17 protein-coding genes are annotated in these 20,543 nt (G+C 50.6%); 3 read left to right on the top strand and 14 right to left on the bottom strand.

The window, feature by feature from the left end:
• Both G451_RS0118940 and G451_RS34255 read right to left on the bottom strand, forming a co-directional pair.
• The coding region (locus tag G451_RS0118940) for an IS5 family transposase (RefSeq protein ID WP_027185489.1) at positions 1-285 on the bottom strand (285 nt) is incomplete at its 3' end.
• Positions 286-400: 115 nt separating this feature from the next.
• Entirely contained in the window at positions 401-589 is a 189-nt protein-coding gene (locus G451_RS34255; RefSeq protein WP_156921721.1) for a hypothetical protein, read from the bottom strand.
• Between the two features lie 54 nt (positions 590-643).
• Between G451_RS34255 and G451_RS30400 the strand changes: the two genes are divergently transcribed.
• The gene (locus G451_RS30400) at positions 644-931 is read left to right on the top strand and encodes a hypothetical protein (protein WP_156921722.1); all 288 of its coding nucleotides are present in this window, start codon (positions 644-646) and stop codon (positions 929-931) included.
• A gap of 59 nt (positions 932-990) precedes the next feature.
• On the opposite strand, the gene G451_RS0118950 is transcribed toward G451_RS30400, so the two are convergent.
• From G451_RS0118950 to G451_RS0118960, 3 genes are read right to left on the bottom strand one after another with little or no spacing between them, the layout of a single operon-like run.
• Positions 991-1,776 (bottom strand): DUF1090 family protein, encoded by a 786-nt coding sequence (locus tag G451_RS0118950; protein WP_027185490.1) that lies wholly within the window; start codon positions 1,774-1,776, stop codon positions 991-993.
• Positions 1,769-3,184, bottom strand: a complete 1,416-nt coding sequence (locus tag G451_RS30405) for an MFS transporter (RefSeq protein WP_051261688.1) — start codon at positions 3,182-3,184, stop codon at positions 1,769-1,771. Before G451_RS30405 ends, G451_RS0118950 begins: the two co-directional genes overlap by 8 nt.
• Entirely contained in the window at positions 3,181-3,642 is a 462-nt protein-coding gene (locus G451_RS0118960) for a MarR family winged helix-turn-helix transcriptional regulator (protein ID WP_027185491.1), read from the bottom strand. Before G451_RS0118960 ends, G451_RS30405 begins: the two co-directional genes overlap by 4 nt.
• 382 nt (positions 3,643-4,024) lie before the next feature.
• Between G451_RS0118960 and G451_RS0118970 the strand changes: the two genes are divergently transcribed.
• Positions 4,025-4,603: a hypothetical protein gene (locus G451_RS0118970; RefSeq protein ID WP_027185493.1), complete on the top strand. Its 579-nt coding sequence runs from the start codon at positions 4,025-4,027 to the stop codon at positions 4,601-4,603.
• A 389-nt stretch (positions 4,604-4,992) separates the two neighbouring features.
• On the opposite strand, the gene G451_RS0118975 is transcribed toward G451_RS0118970, so the two are convergent.
• Genes G451_RS0118975 through G451_RS0118980 form a run of 3 tightly spaced genes read right to left on the bottom strand, consistent with a single transcriptional unit; the run spans position 4,993 to position 7,520 of the window.
• Positions 4,993-6,789 carry an SLC13 family permease gene (locus G451_RS0118975; protein WP_027185494.1) on the bottom strand — a complete coding sequence of 599 codons (1,797 nt, stop codon included), beginning with the start codon at positions 6,787-6,789 and terminating at the stop codon, positions 4,993-4,995.
• A gap of 13 nt (positions 6,790-6,802) precedes the next feature.
• Entirely contained in the window at positions 6,803-7,030 is a 228-nt protein-coding gene (locus tag G451_RS34260; protein ID WP_156921723.1) for a hypothetical protein, read from the bottom strand.
• A gap of 7 nt (positions 7,031-7,037) precedes the next feature.
• Positions 7,038-7,520 (bottom strand): hypothetical protein, encoded by a 483-nt coding sequence (locus G451_RS0118980; protein WP_156921724.1) that lies wholly within the window; start codon positions 7,518-7,520, stop codon positions 7,038-7,040.
• A 327-nt stretch (positions 7,521-7,847) separates the two neighbouring features.
• Here G451_RS0118980 and G451_RS30410 point away from each other — a divergent pair, with 327 nt between their 5' ends.
• Positions 7,848-9,944 carry a S16 family serine protease gene (locus G451_RS30410; protein WP_051261689.1) on the top strand — a complete coding sequence of 699 codons (2,097 nt, stop codon included), beginning with the start codon at positions 7,848-7,850 and terminating at the stop codon, positions 9,942-9,944.
• On the opposite strand, the gene G451_RS0118990 is transcribed toward G451_RS30410, so the two are convergent.
• The 6 genes from G451_RS0118990 to G451_RS0119015 form a co-directional block, all read right to left on the bottom strand.
• Positions 9,926-11,284: a sigma-54-dependent transcriptional regulator gene (locus G451_RS0118990; protein ID WP_027185496.1), complete on the bottom strand. Its 1,359-nt coding sequence runs from the start codon at positions 11,282-11,284 to the stop codon at positions 9,926-9,928. The two genes, G451_RS30410 and G451_RS0118990, sit on opposite strands and share 19 nt — an antisense overlap.
• Positions 11,281-12,708: a sensor histidine kinase gene (locus G451_RS0118995; protein WP_027185497.1), complete on the bottom strand. Its 1,428-nt coding sequence runs from the start codon at positions 12,706-12,708 to the stop codon at positions 11,281-11,283. The genes G451_RS0118990 and G451_RS0118995 overlap by 4 nt, the downstream gene beginning before the upstream one ends.
• Before the next feature lie 403 nt (positions 12,709-13,111).
• Complete coding sequence (locus tag G451_RS0119000; protein WP_027185498.1) at positions 13,112-13,558, bottom strand: hypothetical protein; 447 nt, start codon at positions 13,556-13,558, stop codon at positions 13,112-13,114.
• Between the two features lie 433 nt (positions 13,559-13,991).
• Positions 13,992-15,368, bottom strand: a complete 1,377-nt coding sequence (locus G451_RS0119005) for a sigma-54-dependent transcriptional regulator (protein WP_027185499.1) — start codon at positions 15,366-15,368, stop codon at positions 13,992-13,994.
• A 457-nt stretch (positions 15,369-15,825) separates the two neighbouring features.
• Positions 15,826-18,069 (bottom strand): vitamin B12-dependent ribonucleotide reductase, encoded by a 2,244-nt coding sequence (locus tag G451_RS0119010; RefSeq protein ID WP_027185500.1) that lies wholly within the window; start codon positions 18,067-18,069, stop codon positions 15,826-15,828.
• A gap of 418 nt (positions 18,070-18,487) precedes the next feature.
• Positions 18,488-20,464 (bottom strand): chitinase N-terminal domain-containing protein, encoded by a 1,977-nt coding sequence (locus tag G451_RS0119015; RefSeq protein WP_027185501.1) that lies wholly within the window; start codon positions 20,462-20,464, stop codon positions 18,488-18,490.
• Positions 20,465-20,543 lie beyond the last annotated feature (79 nt).

The raw sequence follows: 20,543 nt of genomic DNA on the forward strand, positions 1-20,543 counted from the left end.
CCACTCAAAATCAGCGTCATCTATTAACTTCTCAAGTAGAGATTCCCAGATTCCCTTGTCACGCCAACGACAAAATCGACGATGTGTATTTTTCCAATCGCCGTAATCGGGTGGAAGATCTCTCCATGGAGCCCCAGTTCGGAGTATCCAGAAAACGGCATTAATGAAAAGCCGATTGTCATGGGCGACACCTCCCCACGTTCCTTTTCTTCCTGGTAAATGAGGTTCGAGCAACTCCCATACCCGGTCAGAAATATCATGTCGTCTATGTGCTGCACTCTTCATTCTGTCTTCTTTTTCCTTTTAGTATCCGATGCCAGGAAAAGAAGAATAAAGCAATCTTGTGACGACACTACCTAGGATTAGGTCAGCAAAGGCGGCAAGAATGGTCTTGAATTTTTCAGTATCCATGGCAGCCTCTTCGTAAAGAGGTAATGCCTTTTTTACCAATTTCAACACTGAGTGAGAACAGAGCCTTTGAAAAATACGAAATAGAAGGGGAACGTTGGAGGCAATAAGGATTTTTCTTTATGGAAAGAGCTAATATTTCAAACTGATATTTATGCTCTGCAAGTTCAGCCCAAGCCACAAGATAGTTCTCCGCAAATATTTCCAGATGCCAAAAGGGGGGGCCATCGCTATTATGGGGGCGTCGCTAACATGGTTGGTGCGAGATTCCGTCAATGTGCAGGGGGCATTATCGGGAGCATCGGATGTAGCTTTACAACGCGCGGCGCAACGCCTCGCAACCGGGGATTTGGTCGGTGCACATCGTCTTCTCCCCAAACTTTCTCTTTTGGATCTGACGAGTATTTATGCCAATGCCTTCCAATCGTTGGTTTTTATTCTTTTCATTATGACCTTGATCTCTTCCGCGGCGATATTTTTGCTTTTCAGCCAGGCGAAACGAATGGAGGATGAGAAGGGCTGAAGGTGATTTTCTCTTGAGCTGAGGCGTATGAATGCTTCGAAAATGAACTTTCGGAGCATTCATGACGTATTCAGAGGTGGAGCTTCGCGTGTGAGTTCTTGACTGAGAGCTTGTATTGCTTTCAACGTTGCAGCTTGGACATACAATTCAAGCTTAATGTCTTCCATGCCTATCTGGAATACTTCCACGTAGTGAGAGAGCCCGTGTACTTTGCAGGCTAACTTGATAACCTTTGTTATAGCGCGCAGAAATATTCTTTGCGTGGATTGTAATGCATCTTGAGTTTGAATGATCTGTTGCTCTAGTTTTTTCGCAGCGGAGATCGTATTTTCAGCCGGTGTCACGACGAGAATGATCGCGTCGTTGAGTTTGCCTATTTCTCCTTCAAGGTCCTGTTGCTCCCCATGTAAGTCGTCGAGTGTGTTGTGGAGAGCCTCGTCAATATCATCCATGGCCTCTTCATATGCAGCCAATGATTCCAGATTTCGTGATTCTTTGGCAATTTTCTTTTCGAATTCTCGTGCAATATGATGGATGTCGTCAGAAAACTTCTCAACTTTTTCTTTTGTATCAAGAAGCTCGTGAGCGACGGATTGAGGCCCCTGACTTTTTTCACAGGTTGCCAGAACATAGCGTAATGCTTCCTCCTGCTTCGTCACTTTGGGCTGGTTGTCATGGGCTTTGGCCGATGCAATCTCATGTCCAATTTCACATATTTTTCTTGCACAGCCGGTCATGAGCAAGCAATCTAGACTAGCGTATGCCATGTTTATTGTTGCCTGAAGTCCCATCATACAGAGTAAGCAAATATGAATGAAGAAAGGAAAATGAATGAGATTATGCATTGTGTTCTCCTGCTATCAATTCATGCCGAGTGCGATGCTTATTCCACGCAGGCACGATGAGAGAGATAGCCATGCCGAGTGCACCAAGAGCGCAACTGCCTTGTAAAACCAGTTGCATGGCTTGGTTGAAGTCGGGAAACGTATCGGGGCTCAAAACTTTATCACCAACAACAATGGATATGACCATGGAAATGGCCACCATGCTGACGGTCATGCCGACAATGCGCGTTTGTCCCGTTACGGCCGTGGCGACTCCGTAGTCTTTGTGATCGACAGAGCGCATGATCATTTTCATGTTCGGTGAGACGAAAAATGCAATGCCCAGGCCCACGAGACCGAGCATGCAATATATGGAAGACAAGGCGGTTGTGTCGTCGAACGTGGAGGCCCATCCCAGGCCGCATATGCACATGAGCATGCCGACAGTGACCATGATTCCTGGAGCATACCTATCCGCAAGGCGTCCGCAGACAGGGGAAAGAATGCTTTGGGTGAGAGGCTGTATGACCAAAATGGTTCCGGCCTGCATGGGAGACATCCCGTGCCCCAGTTGTAAATAGAGGCTCATAAGGAATGTAAGGCCAAACGTTGCTGCATAGTTGAGGAACTGCAGCAGATTGCCGGAACTGAAGTCGATACTGCCGGTGAACAAACGCAGGTTCAGTAACGGATTGGGAGAGCGCGATTCCAAGTGAAGGAAGATCAGAAAGGACACCAGGAATCCGCCCAAAGCGAGCAACCCCCAATATGTGTCTACATTCGCTCCACCATACAAGAACAGACCGATGCACGTCATGCTGGCCAGAGCCCCAGGAATGTCAAAGGGGGTTTGGGAGGGGCGAAAATCCCACGGCAAGGTTTTGAGTATAAAGAGCAGTGCCACGAGACAGGGAATAATCCCGACGAAAAATACTCCTCGCCAGCCAAGAGCCCCGGCGATATAGCCACCTAGGAACGGCCCTGCGGAAAGGCCGAGATAGACGCATGCCAAAGCGATACCCAACGCCTTACCTCGCTCTTCTTGGGGGAATACACTGAGAAGAATGGCCAAGCCGGTGGAGACAATCATAGCACCACCGAGAGCCTGCACTGCTCGGATAGCGATGAGTGCATAAATAGAAGGTGAAAATCCAAGCGAGGCTGTTGCCAGGATAAAAACGCTCAGTCCCGTGGTGAATATCCAGTTTCTTCCCATAAGATCGGAGGCCCGACCAAAGCAAAGGAGGGACATTGCATTAACGCCCAGAAATACGGCTTCGACCAAGCTCAATAAAACACCGTTGGCATGGAAGTCTTCGCCAATGCTCGGCAGAACGACGCCGACGGCGGATATCATGAACGGCACGGCAAACTGGGTTACTGCGACGGCGAAAAGAACTGATTGTTCTTTGGTTGTTTGTGATGTCATGCTTCCTCTTTCATTGCACTGCGGAGATTGCAGATTAGCTTGTCCATTATCCCCAATACGTGTTTTTGTTCGTTAGGAGTGAGTCCACGGAAGAGTGCTTCGTTGAACTTGTCCAGCACACCAAGTAGCTCGGGCTTGAGCGTCTGGCATTTCTCTGTCGAATATATTCGCTTCTTCCGACGGTCGTCAGCATCAGGCTCCCTTTTCATCAAACCTTTTCGTTCAAGATCGTAAAGAGCCCTGGTCGTTGCTGCTCTGTCGATAAAGAGAAGCTCGCTCAACTCTTCCTGAAAAATACCTTCGTTTTGCAACACACTGATAATAAAACCTATTTCTCCACGGGTTATGCCCAATTGTTTGAGTGGCCCAGCCATGTAGGCCATGCTTAAACGGCCGAGAATGGAGAGGCGTCTCCCTGGTGATTTCAGCGCAAAATCGTGGATATTGTCTGAGGACATACGAAAAACATCTCCTTGATTTGTCAATGATTGACTTGTCAATAATGATCGGAGCAACAGGTGTCAAGGCCGATGCGTGGTGTATTCTTCACGGCTCGCGACCGTTTGACAGCGCTCTTTATGGGGGGGGCGTTTCTTCCCTATTGGGAAGGGAGTTCCAAAATCACAACCCCTTGTCTTTTTTCCAAAGAGAACGTTCTCGGTGCGCTCTTTTGCAACATGTGTTGCATGGATGCATGTTGCCTTTTGCAGAATGCAATGCCCATTGCGGATTGCAAAGGTTTTTTATCAAGGGGTGAAAATAAATCCTGTAATTTCAATGTATTTATGGTGGCATGGAACTTGATACTAAGGGAGAAAACGGTGAATAAAGGAGCGCACGATGACGAAACTGGGTAAAGTGTTGGAAGACACATACGCTGACGTGGCTTTTGCCGAAGAGAACATGGACCTCCAACTTCATGCTAAGGCATGCTGCGAAAAAACCGCTAAAGGCAAGTCCGTGGGACAATGGCTTGAAGACACCAGCGCAGCCGCGGCTTTTGCCAGCGCGAGCGATCATGACACCGCACGAAGCATTGTCGCTGAAGAAGATAAGATCGACAACGAATCTCCGTTGATTGTCGTTGTTGGTGGAGCGACGTCGTTTTCCTATGAACTGGTCACCTATGCTATCGACATGGCGAGCCGCCTGAAGAGCTCTATCTTGGCGTTGAATCTTGGCTCTCAGAAGAGCGATGCCTTTGCGGCGGAATTCCGCAAGGCTGCTCAGGCAAAAGATATTCCGTTCAGCCACCTCGTGTGCTCTGGACAACGTGACCAAGTCGTTGAAGCGCTCTCAAGAAAATATTCCAATCTGCAATACGTGATGTCCGAACCCCGGCCGACGGCTCGTGCGATTCCTGTTTATTGCCCCGCCCCGTCTGCCCGGACTCGTCCTCGTCCTCGTGCCAGAGTCTAATTGATATACGAACACTGCCTGCAAAGGCGATGAAGACGGAGTGGAATGTTTCTGCTCCGTCTTTTTTTATGTGTCACGGGAAGGAAAGCATCCGGCGGCAAAAGGAGTTGAAGAGTTAGGGATATGATCGGTCGTTCTGGGCTGTTGGTCTGTCATACTGTGTACAATACAATTGTTTCAGCATGTATTGACTGGAGTACTCTTTAGATTCGGAGATTGCTTGAATAGGGTAGGGATATATCTTCTGGAGAGCTATCAGTAAGCAAGAAAGGGAATCATGTTCAGTGCGGAGACAGGGCGGGAAATATGGTATCTGAAAGAAAAATCCGCCGAGAAGATGGAATCTCCTCGGCGGAAACGGAATATCAGATCGTAATGCGTGAGGTTGATTAGTAAAACATCATCAACGCAGCAATCATAACGACAAGGTATAGGATGGTCATACCGGCTCCCGCGCGAACGTAGTCAACCGTTCGGTAGCCACCGGGCCGCATGATCAGTGCGTTAACCTGGTGTGTCGGCAAGACAAATGTATTCGAGGCGGCAACAGCCACGACCATGGCCGCAATGCGCGGATCGGCACCGGCTTGTGCTGCCATGTTCATAGAGAGTGGTATGAGCAAGACGGCGCAACCAACATTGGATATGACCAAAGTAAAAAAGGATGAAAGAATTCCGATGACGGTAAGGAGTACAATGGGTTGTACGTTTCCTAATGCCGAAACAATGGTGTCGGCAATGAATTTGGCCGTTCCTGTATTTTCAAAGGCCATGCCGAGCGGAATAAGGCCACCAAGTAAAAAGACGGTCATCCAGTCAACCGAGTTGTAGGCCTCGTCGATTGTCAGAACTCTGCTCAGAATCATGCCAAGCGCTCCGGTCAGCAGCGCGATGGACAACTGTACTTTGAAGATCAGGATCATGCTCAGGGCGACCAGCAGCCAGCCGACAGCGAATTTCGCTTTGTCGGTGCGCAGAATTTCACCCTGCACTTCTTCGGTGAAGGTCAGATGGGGTTTATCTTTGAGCATGTGGAAGCTTTCCCAGCGACCTTGCAACAAAAGCGCGTCGCCCGGCTCCAGGCGGATATCGCGAATGCCACTGACGAAAATTTTGTCACCACGATACAATGCCAGCGGGTTAACGCGGTAGTTGCGGCGCAAGTGGACTTCATGCGGGGTTCTGCGGGAAAATTCCGAACGCGGGGTGATGATACCTTCCATGATCCCGGCGTTGTTGGGAGACAAATCTTCGGCAAAGGCCTCAAGTTCGCTTTTGAGTTCCCAGCCATAGGTTTCTGCCAATTGGGTGACCATGGCAAGCGGACCGACAACCGCAATGTCGGCGCCCGGACGGACGACATTCTCTCCGTCGGGAGTAAAGACGGTTTCATCATGACCGTGGTTGATGAGGGCAACCACAGTGGTGAAAAACATGGGACGGATGTCGAGTTCCTGCAGCGATTTGGCCTGCGCGGTTTCGGGAACATGCAACTCATAGAGTTCTCCGACATTGCCGTAGGTGTTGGCGAGTCCCGGAGTCATCAAGCCGGTGGCTTCCTCACCTTTGGCGGCGGGCAGGATGTAACGACCGAAGATAATAAAATACGCAATACCGGCGACAACAAGGGCCACGCCGACAGGAGTGACACTGAACAATCCCCATGGTTCGACATCTTCATTAACGACTTTCATGAGGTCGTTGAGCAAGATGAGCGGGCTGGAGCCAACGAGCGTAATACAACCACCGATAATGGCGCAAAATCCCATGGGCATCAGGATGCGGGAAACCGGAACGCCTGTCTGGCGGCCGATACGTTTGGCCGCGGGCATGAACAGGGCCGCCGCACCGATGTTCTGCATGAAGCCGGAAATAAACGCGACAGTCCCAGCAATTAATGCCGTGATGCGGCTTTCGCTTTTGCCGGAAAAGCGAAGAATAACGCGAGCCAGTGTATTCATGACGCCTGTTTTATCCAGCGCCGCCCCAATGATGATAACGGCGATGATGGAAACGACCGCGTTACTCGACAGACCGCTGATGGCCTGTTTGGGGGTGACCAACCCCAGAAGCGGAAGGATGACCATCATGATGATGCCAACGACGTCGACCCGGACCCATTCGAAGATGAACATGAGGATGGCCAGGACCAAAACGCCCATGACCAGGTACATTTCCAGTGTCATTCCAATTCACTCCTTAGTGGTTGTGGACATCATCCGCAGGTAACGCGCATATCGACAATGTCGATGTCGTCATGACCCACGGCCGCGTACCTGCCCGAAAACGGAGCAGGCACGCGGCCGTGGAGTCGTGACTGGTCGTGTCGAAGTCGTCCAGCCCGGGATGATATCGTCTTTGAACGTCGAAGCCAGTGCCCGGATACGCCGGATAGAGGCTTGCAACGTGCTCCTCGTTTATGCACATAACATTCTCAAGCATGGACAAGAAAAACCGGAATAGGCAATTCACAATGCGGAATTTCGTTCTCTTGGGCTTGTATGACAGCAAAGCGAACATCTCTCACCACTCGACAATACTCCTGAATTGCTTGGCACAGCCCGTCATGAACTATTTGATGCAGGCAGATAGCCTCTTTCCATTGAATCATGCGTTGTAAAGCGGCTACAGGTTCTGTCGTTCCGGCTTCATTGACAGCTTTTGATATATTGCCAGGGGGAATTTCAACGCTCAGCGTCAGCACATCGCAGTGCATACGTTCGACAAGACCGGCTGCATAGTGGAGTGCTGAATCGGAAAAATAGAGCCCGTTGGAAGCCAGAATGATTTTGGGATGCGTGCTTTTGCGAATGGGAGAAAGCAAATCGACCAAGCGCAATGCTTCATCACGGCAACCCATTTCAGCGTAGGCAACAGCAGACGCCAAATTCTCCATGGCGGTGCTAATTTTTGTCATGCCCTGTTTTATCCTCTTTTTCATTCGGCGTTACTCCCTCCTTCGTCGAATTCGGCACGGTGTTTTCAAGAGCGAAGAGAACAAATCTTGTGCCAAACTGGGATAAATCGAATAATGCGTTGATATAAAAAGGAAAAAGTGTTTTTTATGTCGATGTTAGGGGTGACGTGGGTGTTGCAGTCTGCAAAGGTTATGGCACGATGTTTCATGAGAGCTTGCAGGAATGACCGCCCGGATTACAACGATCGTCCCGGTTGCCGGGACTATTGCAAAACGCAAAGGTCGTTGCGCATACCGTTGCAAACCAGTGTATTGAGGTGAAAACGCATGGCTTTTTTTCGGAAAAAAGAAAAGGAAGAGGTGCAGGAGCAGCTTGAGCAGGCGCCCCAGATGCCTCAAGAGGTGACGCCGCCCGCGCCACCTTCACGATTGGATGAACTCCGGGCCGAATTGGAACAAATGCATTTGCCCGAGTATGCTCGAACCGTTGCCTTTAAGGAACTGGAGCGGTTGGGACATACAGAGCCGTCGAGCGCAGAGTATAGCATTGGCCTGAATTACCTTGAATTCATTGCCAGCCTGCCATGGTTTGTGGCGACGGAAGATAACCTCGACATGGAACGGGCAGAGCAGATACTGAGTCAGGATCATGCCGGCATGGTGCAGGTGAAAGAGCGTGTTTTGGAACACCTTGCCGTCAGCATCCGTGTGGGATCGCAACCGTTGCGTGTTCTCGTCGTCGATGATGAACCCATTGCCTTGGAGAATATGGCGATCATTTTATCACGTGAAGGCTATGAGACGCATACGGCATCTGGAGGACCGCAGGCTTTGGCCATGTTGGCTGAAGAAGAATTTGATCTTGTTGTGTCGGATCTTAAGATGGATCGATTGGACGGGATGCAGCTTCTTGAGAAAGCAAAACATATTTCACCCAACACCCGATTCATTATCATAACAGGCTATGCCACCGTGGCGACGGCCGTCGACGCTATGCGTAAGGGAGCCGTTCATTTTCTCGCTAAGCCCATCGATCTCAACGTATTGCGTCAAGTGGCGGCAGATGCGTTGTCCGGCGTGCGTCGGCGTCGTTTGGCACCGGGAACGGTTTTGTGTTTTTCCGGCCCTCCGGGAACAGGGAAAACATCGGTCGGACAATCGATCGCGCATGCCTTGGGGCGTTCGTTTGCACGTCTCTCCATGGCCGGCATGCGTGACGAGTCGGAGATGCGCGGGCATCGACGTACATATGTCGGCGCTATGCCTGGCCGTATTCTCTCTGAGTTGCGCCGTGCCGGAGTCAACAATCCTGTATTCATGCTCGATGAACTGGACAAGATCGGCCAGGATTTTCGTGGAGACCCGGCATCCATTCTGCTTGAGGTCTTGGATCCGGCACAAAACACGGGCTTCTTGGATTATTATCTGGATATGCCGTTTGATTTGAGTGGGGTGTTGTTTCTTGCAACAGCCAATATGGTCGAGCGATTGTCCAAGCCGCTTTTGGATCGACTGGAGATTATCGAGTTTTCCGCCTACACCCCGTCAGAAAAGCGTATTATTGTCCAAAATCACCTTTTACCGCGTCAACTTGAACGACATGGGTTGCTCGCGGATGAAATGACGCTGACGCCCGATGCTATTGATCTGCTTGTTTCGGGGTATACACGAGAAGCCGGCGTACGAAATTTGGATCGTGAAATCGGGGGATTATGTCGAAAGGTGAATAGACAACTCATCAGTTGCGAACAGGAATCGTGCGTGGTTGATACAGATATGGTTGAAGAACTCCTCGGACCTATTCGCATTACCAGAGAAGCCGCCCGTGGCGCCGATGTTGTCGGGATGGCAACGGCGATGGTTTGGACGGAATATGGAGGCGAGATTCTGTTTGTAGAAACAGCATGCATGCCCGGCCGAGGGAAACTTCTCATGACAGGGTCGCTGGGCGATGTGCTCAAAGAGTCGGCGCAGACCGCATTAAGTTATGTTCGTAGCCAGTCGGACCGATTAGGCATTGAGGGTGATTTCTTTGCGACCAAGGATATTCATGTTCATATCCCGGCCGGTTCCGTCCCGAAAGATGGACCATCAGCCGGTATCACCATTGCCACGGCGCTGATTTCCCTGCTCACGGACAGGCCGGCCCGACGGAATGTCGCCATGACCGGAGAGCTGAGCTTAAGCGGACGAGTGCTGCCCGTGAGCGGTCTTCGGATGAAGATTCTGGCGGCAGCACAGGCCGGCGTCGTGAAGGTCGTCCTGCCGGAGCGGAATCGGCCTGATGTGGAGGCACTTGAGCCCGAAGTGCAAAATGCGCTTGAGATCGTGTTTGCCAGCAGGGCCGATGACGTGTTGGAACACGTATTGTTGCCGGAAGAAGCTGCTCCGGCGCCAGTGCCGACTCAACCGTCCATACCGTAGGCTTTGAGCTTGCGCCAAATGGTTGCCCGGTCGATATCGAGCACTTGGGCAGCGCAGGTTCTATTACCGCCGCACTGCTCAAGTACCCAGGCGATATGGCGTTTTTCGTTTTCCTTGAGGCTAATCATTTCTCGGGGTGCACTCTGATGTTGGACATGACCATCGGTAACCACGATGTCCGGCGGAAGGTGTTGCGCCCCGATAACCTCTCCTTCGCATAAGACCACGGCTCGCTCCACGATATTTTCCAATTCGCGGACATTGCCTGGAAACTCATAGTGCATGAGCAATTCCATGCAGTCATCGCCGAGGCGCTTTTCTCCCTTTCCGAGCAAACGAGTATATTTGTCAAGGAAGAACGTGGACAGCAAGCCGATGTCTTCACGTCGTTCACGAAGCGGAGGGGAATGGAGCGTGATGACATTGAGACGGTAGAACAAGTCACGCCGAAAAGTTCCTTGCGACACTTCAACGGCAAGATTTTTATTCGTTGCAGCCAACACGCGAATATCAATGGGAACTTCATTCGTTCCCCCCACCCGAATCAGGCTGCGTTCTTCCAGAACCCGCAACAGCTTGACCTGCATCATGAGCTCCATATCGCCGATTTCATCGAGCAGAAAGGTTCCGCCCTGTGCTGCTTCCATTAAGCCTTTCGTTGGGGCGTTGCGTGCTCCGGTGTACGCTCCGGGTTCATGGCCGAAGAGTTCGTTCGCAAGGAGATCCTGGTTGAACGCACCGCAGTTGACGGCAAGAAATCGTTTGTCTCTTCTTGCGGACAAGGCGTGAATGGCTTTGGCGATGAGTTCCTTGCCTGTTCCGGTTTCCCCTGTGATGAGGACGGTAGAGTCCACCGCAGCCACTTTGGCGATATCTTGCTTGAGCACTTGCATGGCCGGACTTTGACCGATAATGAGCGGGCCCTGATGCCCTTCAAGCTGACCTCGCAAGGCGTCGATTTCTTGGCGGAGTTGGCATTTTTCTAAAGCCTTCGTGACAAGTGCAAGCAATTCTTTGATTTGCAACGGCTTGGAAAGATACGAATACGCACCGCGGTTCATGGCTTCGACAGCCGAATCAACGGTTCCATACCCGGTCACCACGAGCACTTCGACGCGCGGTTGCAGTTCTTTGGCGCGTTTAAGAACTTCCATGCCGTCCATCTGGGGCATGCAAAGATCCGTAACAACGATATCGAACGTTTCACGCTCCATAACGGCAATAGCATCGGCTCCCGTTGCTTCGGATTGAACCGTATACCCTTTGCGCGATAAGGCTAACTCCAGATTCTCTCGGGCGATCTGTTCGTCCTCGACTATAAGAATGCGGGCCGAACTCATGAGCTTCTCTCTTTCGTTTCTGCATGAATGGGGAGCGTGATGACGAACCTCGTTCCGATACCTTCTTTGCCTTCGACGCAAATTTCTCCATCATGTTTTCGAACAATACCGTACACGATATAAAGTCCGAGTCCGGTTCCGGTTCCGACATCTTTGGTTGTAAAAAAGGGATCGAATATTTGGCCTCGGACTTCATCGCTGAGACCGCAGCCATCATCTTCAATAACGAGGCTGACGCGATTGCGTGCCATGTCGGATTCGGCGGTGACACTGAGGCCGGTTCCGTTATCTCCGAGCGCTTGGATGCCGTTCATGAGTAAGTTGAGAAGAACTTCCTGCATTTGTTGCCGGTCCATTTCGACGGTAATCGCCTCGGGAATCCATGTCTCAATGGTAACGCCTGAAGGAACCTGACTCGAAATGAGCGCTAATGCGTTGTTGACCATACTATGCAGGTACTCTGTTCGCTTGGTGAATTCGCGTTTTCGCGAAAATTCAAGCAAACCACGAACGATGTCGCGGGCGCGCAAGGTTTCACGCTCAATATTGTTGAGCATTTTGGAGGAAAATTCTGGATCCGGTGTTTCTTCCTCCATAAGAAGCTGGCATGAGGTGGAAATGTTATTGAGCGGGTTGTTCAGCTGGTGCGCAATGCCTGAAGCAAGTTGGCCGATGGAGGAAAGTTTTTTGTTTTGGACGAGTTGCTCCTGGCGGCGCTCCAATTCCATGACCATTCGATTGATGGCTTTCATAATACGCAAAATTTCGTTGTCAGCGCGTCCCATAGGGACCGGTTCGAAATCGCCTTCGGCAATTCGAACCGTGGTTGCTTCCACTTCGCTCAGAGGGCGAATAATTCTGGTATTGAGAAAGTAGATAATCGTCAGGCCCCATAAAATGACCATTCCCATGGAGATAAAAAGATTCTTTCGTAACCGCTCGTTGATCTGCACAATGCGGGTACGTTCGAAACGAACAATTTTTCTGGTCATTTCCTCGAGAAGTTGTCCTGTCGATCGAAGTTTTTTGATCTCACCGGGAGTGGCATTCTCTTGCTCTGTATGAACTTTTTCTATGAGTTGGCCATAGAGAGAGAGCGTTTGACGCAGGCTTTCAACATTGTCGGTAATAAGCAAAGGGCCGTGCTCTTCCAGTTCTAAAAGCTTGTCGTATGCACGCCGGACATGTTCGACGTTTTCATCGTACCCTTGTCCGTAGAGAAAATAGTTTTTTTCGTACCGTCGCATTTCGAGAATGATATTGGACAAGTCATCGGCAATTTCCACGACCATGACTTTTCGTTCGATATTTTGCAGATTATAGTAGGAAACGGCACCGATGGAACTGAGCAGCGCAAACCAGAGAGCGAATCCAAGAAGAACTTGATGGCGTAAATTGAGACTTAACGTTGGAAATGGAATCATGTGTCTATCCTCTTCTGTATTTGGAACTTTGCTCAATTGGGTGAAATACCAGACGCCACCAATATACAAAACCGATAGACGACAGGCACAACGATGGTATTGCCATGTGAAACGATATGAGCGCCAAACCTTTGAAGAGACAACAGGCAGGCGTCTCGCCTGCGTCTAGGCCAATACACGAGCTCACGCCATATGAAAAGAGATGGAAATAACATCGATATCACCGTTGAAGCTGCCTGATTAACGCGTGGAAGAAGAGAAACAAGCGAAGAAAGAGGGATTATATCATATTGGATATCAGCCGGCTTCCCAAAGAAAGATCGCCTTTTAGGGGGACGTGTCCTTCTTATGAAGTATGGAGGAGGACAGAGGAAAGCATCCATAGCGGAGAAGACGTTTCGCATTATAAATTAAAGACAGGCATCAGAAGATTTTTCTTCAGGCATTGGTTTTCTTCCCCGACAAGTACGGCGAAATCGACACGATGAATGCGATGTGTGACGTACCACAAGGCCTGGTCCAGTTTTCCCATGGCCGGAACCCAAGTCAAATGCCGCCGCGTCCCCATCCACTCTCGAATCTGATCGATAATCGGGGGATGGGCTGCGTTCTCACCAGGGGCAATGCTCGAAGAGAGAAAGAGCATTTCGCTGGAAAGTCGCTTTGCCAGTACACATAAATGGTAGGCGGCATCTTCGGGGATGGACATATCGTCTGCCACCACCAGAATCTTTGGTTTTCGACTTTCTTCCATCTCGATTAGCATCCGCATCATTGCCGAAGTGGATTCGGGATCATCCTTTTCAGCCAAAGTCGCGACAGTGACGACATCCTCTTGGTTGCTACACATAAAGTACCTCCTTGTTCTTTTTTTAACAAGAGGCGTGCCAAGTGATGTTTTTCAATTATCATGCTGGAATATAACACGATCGTTTGCTGCGGAGATGTGATAAAAAATTATGAATCGCTGTAATATGCAACGTTTTGTTGAAGACGGCCGATTTGGGTGTGATAATATACAACGATCCTGGTTTGGGTGGTGTGATATTTCGCAACACCTGCACGCTGGATTCATATATCAGTTGAACGACCTTGAGAAATCATTGTCGGGCGACATGTACGCAATATATGGGGGGAGGACCGTGGCACAGCGGTGCGGAGATAAGGTGAACACCCTATCTCTCATCGGTGGATTACTTTATTGATATACTCTTTGGACTTGTCGGTCTTGCGGGAATGAACATGGGGAGGCTTCGTTTCGTCGCTCTACGGTCATAGGGACGTCATTGTGGTGCATCCGAAGGATTGTCCATTTCAAGGCGCTTTAATTTGCGCCAGAGTGAAGCGCGATCAATGCCTAATATTTGTGCCGCTTGGGTTTTATTGCCTTGGGTTTGTTCCAGTACCCATGCAATATATCGTTTCTCATTTTCTTGGAGTGTGATGGGTTCTTCTTCTCGACTCACGCGATTGAACCAATGAGTCTGTTGTTGCAAATCCAAAGGTAAATGTTTCGGTTGCAGCATTTCACCTGTGCACATCACCAAGGCGCTTTCAATGATATTTTCCAATTCACGCACGTTGCCGGGAAATTCGTACTGGCAGAGAATACGGACGACCTCCGGTGCCATATCCGTCGTGTTTTTCCCCATAGCGTGCGCGTGCTTATGCAGGAAGTGGCGGGCCAGCAGCTCAATGTCTTCGCGTCGATCTTCTAGGGGAGGAGTCTGAACGCTGACAACATTCAGCCGATAATATAAGTCGCGTCGAAATTCACCGTCTTCCACAGCTTGCAGGAGATCCTTGTTGGTCGCGGCCACAAATCGGACATCAACATTGATTTCCTCGGAACCACCGAGTCGGATCAGCGTTTTCGTTTCCAATGTGCGCAAGAACTTGGCCTGCATGGGCAAGGGCATGTCCCCTATCTCATCGAGAAAGAAGGTTCCGCCATGCGCTTGTTCCAGGAGTCCTTTTTTTGTGCTGCTGGCACCGGAAAAGGCCTCTTTTTCATGGCCGAACAATTCGTTTTCAAGAAGGTTCTCAGCAAATCCCGCGCAATTAATCGCTAAGAAGCGTTCATTGTTTCGTGGGCTCAAATGATGGATGGCCCGAGCGACGAGTTCTTTCCCCGTTCCTGTTTCGCCGAGAATCAGGACGTTGGAGTCAACAGGAGCGATTTGGGCAACCAGTTCACGTAGGGCCGTCACGGCTTTGGATTGGCCGACAATGAGCGGCATGCTCAATTCTGCGTTGTGTTGACGTAAAGCCTTGAGTTCTCGGGACATAGCGTTTTTTTCCAGGGCCTTACGAATGAGTGCGCGGAGTTCGTCGAGATTATAGGGTTTCGATAAATAGTAGTATGCCCCATGCTCCATAGCCTGGACGGCCATCTCCACGGTGGCATACCCCGTAAGGACAATCACTTCGGTGTCGGGTTGGAGGGCTTTTGCCGTATTGAGAACCTGAACGCCATCGACAAGCCGCATTCGCATGTCGGTCAAGACGACGTCGTATTCATTTTTTTTTAACAACTTGAGTGCCGATTCTCCATCGGGGGCGACATCGACATCATAGCCTTCTCGTTTGAGAACGAGTTGTAAATTTTCGCGAGTAACGGTCTCGTCTTCAACGACGAGGATGTGAATCGGTTGTGCCATACGTCATACGCTCCGGGGCATCCAAGGGAGACGGAGTGGAGGTCGTGGCAACCACCTCCAAAGTCCACATGATGTAAGTCGTCATTCAGTTTATGATATGTTTCTTAACTCCTTTTGTTCTCATACGAAAGCAGGAAATGGTTCATGTTGAAATGAGCTGGGTGAGCGAGCTTCTCGTTGTCTCCTATCCTCCTTCTTCTTGAACAAGGAGATGAAAATGAAACGATGGAGCGAGTGACGTCTTCTCGAAAAGACAGCCGGCCTCGCGGTTTTCCGCAAGGCCGGCTGTTGAATTGATGATGAATCATCATGACCCTGTATTCTCAGTCCTCATAGGGTTTGCAAACTCCAGGCGTTCGCTCTCCACGTCTCATGAGAAAGGGTTCAGAAAGCGGCATGGGAAGGAGAATCTTCTCCAGCCGTTGGAGACAGAACTATTTTTCTACCTCATGCGCTCTTAACCGCACTTCGTGTACCCACACGCTTTGCAAACATGACAGCCTTCTTCGAACACAAGATCACTGCCACAATCCGGGCAATGATGTCCGTTCAAGGATTTGGCTTCGTCGGCCGTATGAACGTTTTGGCCTTGCAGGTAGCGGTTTTCCAACACCCAGGATACGGCATCGGGCAGTGACAGGAGCAAACCTTTTTTCTGGAAGACAGGGTTTTCCCCGCCGATGCCTTTGAGCTGGGCCACGATAGCGGCAACATCGACGCCTGAACGCAAAGCAAGGGAGACCAGTCGGCCGATGGCTTCGGCTTTGGCGGTGACAGAACGGCCGGATTTCCCAATGGTGGCAAAGACCTCAAAGGGTTTGCCGTCGAGTTCGTTGACCGTCAAGTAGAGTTCACCAAGTCCTGTGCGCACTTTTTGGGTGAATCCGTACATAACATCGGGCCGTTGTTTGACCACAGTACCGCGCTTATCCGAGTTCTCTTCCTCGGAAGTGCCGTCACCCGTACAGAGTACTTGCGAGGATTTGCAGCCGTCGCGGTAAACAGTGACCCCTTTGCAGCCGAGTTCAAAAGCCATGAGGTAAATTTTTCGAATATCGTCCTGCGTAACCGAGTTGGGCAGGTTCACGGTTTTGGAGACCGCATTATCCGTATACTTTTGGAACGCAGCCTGCATTTTAAGGTGCCAGATCGGATCGAAATCCATGGCTGTAACAAAAACACGGCGCAATTCTTCTGGCAACTCACGGATATGGGCGATCGATCCCTTTCGTGCGACTTCCTGGGTAATGTATTCGTTGTGCAGCCCGTGTTCCATCAGTGCTTCTTCGAACCAGGGATTGAATTCGACCAGTTTGTCTCCGTCCATGACGTGCCGTGCAAACGAGAGAGCGAAAAGTGGCTCGATCCCTGAAGAGCATCCAGCGATGATGGAGAGTGTACCGGTGGGCGCGATCGTGGTTGTCGTGGCATTGCGGTATGGGCCAAGATTACGCTTGCCGAATGTGGATGTTTCGTACGCCGGAAAGGGGCCACGCTCTGTTGCAAGCGTTTTTGATGCGCTTTTGGACTCGGCCTGCACGAATTCCATGATTTTTTCGGCAAGATTGAGTGCTTCAACGCTGTCATACGAGATGCGGCAGCGGTAGAGTAAGTCGGCGAATCCCATGATGCCCAGACCGATTTTACGGTTCTTGTGGACGTTTTCCGTAATGAGATCAAGCGGGTAGCGTGATGCGTCGATGACGTTGTCCAGGAAGCGCACGCTCAAGTGAATGATGCGTTTGAGTTCGTCCCAGTCCACCATGTCTTTGGCTTCAGGATCGAAAACCGTGACAAGGTTGATGGAGCCGAGGTTACACGCTTCGTAAGGCAGCAATGGTTGTTCGCCACACGGGTTTGTGCTTTCAATTTCGCCTTGATCCGGCGTCGGGTTGTCGCGATTGATGCGATCAAGGAAAATAATACCTGGATCACCACTTTCCCATGCTTTTCGTACGAGAAGATCGAAAACTTCGGTCGCGGACATGGCAGCGCGGGTGTTGCCGCTATGCGGTGCGATAAGGTCGTAGGTATCACCGGCTTCGACTGCTTGCATAAAAGCTTCGGTCAGGCCCACGGAAATGTTGAAGTTATTCAACTCGCCTTCGTGCTCTTTGCAAGAAATAAAATCAAGAATGTCCGGGTGGTCGACGCGCAAAATTCCCATGTTGGCACCGCGTCGGGTTCCGCCTTGTTTGACCTGCTCCGTGGCGGTATTGAAAATACGCATAAAGGAAACCGGTCCCGAAGCGACACCACCTGTTGAACCAACGCGAGAGGATTTGGGACGGAGGCGGGAAAAGGAAAACCCCGTGCCGCCGCCGGATTTGTGGATGAGCGCGGCATTTTTCACGGCATCGAATATTTCGTTCATGGAGTCGCCGACTGGCAGCACAAAACATGCGGCCAGTTGGCCCAGGTTGGTGCCGGCATTCATGAGCGTGGGTGAATTGGGCAGAAACCGGAACGACGTCATGAGATCATAGAACTGGCGGGCAAGTTCATCGGTCGTATACGGAGATTCCGTGTATTTGGCTTCTTCGGCAGCAATAGCCGAGGCCACACGCCAGAAAAGATCGCGTACGGTTTCTGTGGGCTTACCGTCTGGACCTTTACGCAGATAACGCTTGGACAAGACGACGTTGGCATTGGGACTGACGGTTGCCGGCGGAATGTCCGCGGGAATGTCTGGGGATAGCATGGCATCTCCTTCGATAAATAACGTTCCGGGAAAAATTATGTTGTAAAGACATGTGACGGCACGCTCCACACAGGGGAACGTCAAGCCCTCAGCTTTATGCAAACCGATTCCGCCACTGGAAAACGGAATGGGAAGCAGGCTGACCAAAAGAGTTGGGATTTTTCCCCTTCAATTCCTCACAATGATGGTCACATCGAGCGTGACGCAGGGAAGAGAAGAGCACACAATCGCATGAATCATGTTCGTGCGAGGTCATGCCGTCGGACGAAGTTCCGAGCTGTTAGAGGAAAATGGGCTGGGGATCAACTCCCGAAACTCTCGAGGTTGCCATGCCAGTACACGGAATCGTTAAGAAAATCCAATTTGATTTAGTTAACGATTCCGTGTTGTTATATTGGGTAGTGCCTGGGGAGCCGCGCTATTGCCCGATTAGCAGTAAGTGAAAAATTGGAAGAAGTTTTGCGGCATCGAATGATGGTGTCGGCGAAGGTGTTGTTCCATAGGCGGCTTGAATCTTATCGATGAAATAATACGAATCCGTTGGAGGAGACCCCACTCCATCGGTGCTGTCTCCAACGCCCGCACCCAAAAGTACGGCCATAACGCCGGCTTCGGATGTTTCGTCCAGATGATTCTTCCACGTGACGATATCACCGGATTGCGTGATTTTGGGGTCGTTCATGGCGTTGGTGGAAAACCAATTGCGTCGGATCGCTGTCTCGGGATTGAAACTGTCTCCTAAAAAGAACGTGGCTGCACTGTCTTCGTAATGCTGACTGGTATTGTTCAAATCAGGATAGTGTTCACCCGTCTGGGAATTCGTGGCGGTCGAACTGTTGATATGGCCGACAGGAATTTGCCAGAGCACCACGGGCACGTTGGCCGTTTCTCCCAGAGTGTGGGCATATTGGAGGTATGCATTCCAGTGATCGGCATTCCAAAACCATGTGGATTGCTCAGGATCGTCCGGCGACGAAATCCCGGCATCGAGACCGTATTTATCTATGGACAGAAAGTCGGCGCCATGACTGAGGACACCAGCTTCAATTGCATATTGGGCTGTATTGGCTGCAGCCGCCTTGACGGCCTCAAGTCCGGCTTGCAGACCGAGATCGGTCGGATCAATGCGCCGGATGACTCCTCGCGCACTAGCATATGTCGGATCGGCCCAGAGATTGAGCTGCCAACCGAAAAGCAAATTGTCTCCGCTATCGGCGATTGTTTTATTGATGCGGGTAACCGTGTCGACAATCGTGCCATCAGCCGTGGAAATTTGGCTCGGTGACAGCCCGCTGTTTTGTTGCAAATAGCCGAGAAAGTCCGGTTCAAGGACAATGCCGTAAAGCTCGCCTTGCATGACCGATGCGGCATCGGTCAGAAAATCGGCAAGGTTTTGATAATATGCGGTCATGTACTCGCTATCTTGAACGTGTTCCAGGTCGGTCCAATAGGATTCCCCGCCGTCCGGGATATTATAGAATACAAAAAATGGAACGATACCGAGCGCCATGCTTTCCTTGCAAAACGAAATGACTCGGTCCGGATCCCAAGACTGCCAACCGTTGATGGGGCCACCATTAATGTAGATATACCGTACGTCGATGCGCCGACCCTGGTCGAATTCCTGCCAAAACTGGAGATCGGCGGTAGAGTCTTCGGAAACTGAACCGAGCGCAAGCGGAGAGGGCAAGCCGGGTAATGTGCCGTCTGTGGCATCGACGCGCAAGCCCATGAATTGGCTCGCAATGGATTCATCGGTAAATTGGATTTTGAGTCCGGTGCGACCGGAAGCGCGTCCGGTGACCGTCAACGTCTCATTATCAATGGCCAGATCGACAATATTCGGGTTGGAGGCGAGGACTGACGCCAGTTGTGTATCAAACGTGAATGCAACGGTTTCGTTTTGTCGAACATGAATTTGCAATGGAAGTCCGGTGCTCACGGACAACGTGGTCGAATCTCGATCGACCGGTATGCGGGCATCGGGCGTAAAGACAGAACCGGTTGTTCCACCCCCGCTGACGTTCTTGGCCACATTGAGTGTCACGGCATCGCTTTTCGTACATCCCGCTGCATTGCACAGACTCACCTGGTATATATACGTTCCAATGGTCCTGTCGGGGAGAGTGACTGTTCCGGTCTGAGCTTGCGGTGAATTCGCTGTAATATTCGCTTGATGGACGGCTTCGCCGTTCTCTGTCAACGACCAGAATGTTCCATTTTCTCCCCACCACATGTTCCACGTTATTTCAATATCACCTTCGGCAACTTCCTCGGGTAACCAGGCAATGACCGGTACCCCTGGGACGCTTTGTGCCATGGCTGGCAATGTAAAACATAACAGGATGAGATTGCACAGGGCGATAGGGAGTAGTGTTGCTTGGCGTATGATCATGATGTTCCTCCTCTGGTACGCGGAAGAGGAAAAGCAGGAAGTGTGCCGCACGAGTGAGGGCGTCGTCTTATGCGCATTG

This window comes from Desulfovibrio inopinatus DSM 10711, assembly GCF_000429305.1.
Taxonomy (GTDB): Bacteria; Desulfobacterota; Desulfovibrionia; order Desulfovibrionales; family Desulfovibrionaceae; genus Alteridesulfovibrio; species Alteridesulfovibrio inopinatus.